This window comes from Microbacterium maritypicum MF109 (genome assembly GCF_000455825.1).
Taxonomy (GTDB): Bacteria; Actinomycetota; Actinomycetes; order Actinomycetales; family Microbacteriaceae; genus Microbacterium; species Microbacterium maritypicum_A.
Map to the genome: position 1 here is coordinate 1 of NZ_ATAO01000004.1, position 602 is coordinate 602.

Consider the following 602-nt stretch of genomic DNA (forward strand, 5'->3'; position numbering starts at 1 on the left):
TGGTGACCAGCCCCTCTTCCTCGAGCTTCGCGAGCCGGGGATAGATGGTCCCGGCGCTCGGCGTGTAGGTGCCGCCGGTGCGATCGGTGAGCGACTGGATGATGCCGTAGCCGTGCTGCGGCGCCTCGGCGAGCAGCGACAGCAGGTACAGGCGCAGGTCGCCGTGGGAGAAGACCGCGGGGCTCATGCTTCCCACTCCGGGTCGTCGGCGATCGATGCCGGGGTGCGGCGGAGGACCGTCACGCCCCCCGAGACGGAGTTCGCGCGCAGGTCGACGAAGCGTCCGGCGAGCTCCCCGGTCGTGCCCGTGTAGTTGCTGGGGCCCGAGGTGCTGCGCTCGACCCCGTCGATCAGCAGGCGTCCGCTCAGTGACCGGATGACGTAGTTCGCGGCGAGCGACTCGTCGAGGCGCACGGTGGTGCCGCCAGAGACCGAGTTGACGTTGATCGTGTTCACGTCGCCCGCGGCGTCGACCAGCGTGGAGCCGGAGACGATGTCGACGGTCGCCCGGCGCACGGCACCGGTGACGGCCACATCGCCCGAGACGCTGTTCGCGCTGATCGAGCCGGTGAGGCCGCGCACCTGCACGTCGCCCGACACGG

At 70.9% G+C, this 602-nt stretch carries 2 protein-coding genes; both read right to left on the reverse strand.

The annotated features are described in order from the left end of the window. On the reverse strand, window positions 1–187 hold a 187-nt coding region (locus L687_RS0120600), incomplete at its 3' end, for a PadR family transcriptional regulator (protein WP_031206654.1). Next, window positions 184–602, reverse strand: a 419-nt coding sequence (locus tag L687_RS23325) for a DUF4097 family beta strand repeat-containing protein (protein WP_021198205.1), incomplete at its 5' end; no start/stop codon positions are given. The genes L687_RS0120600 and L687_RS23325, both read right to left, overlap by 4 nt.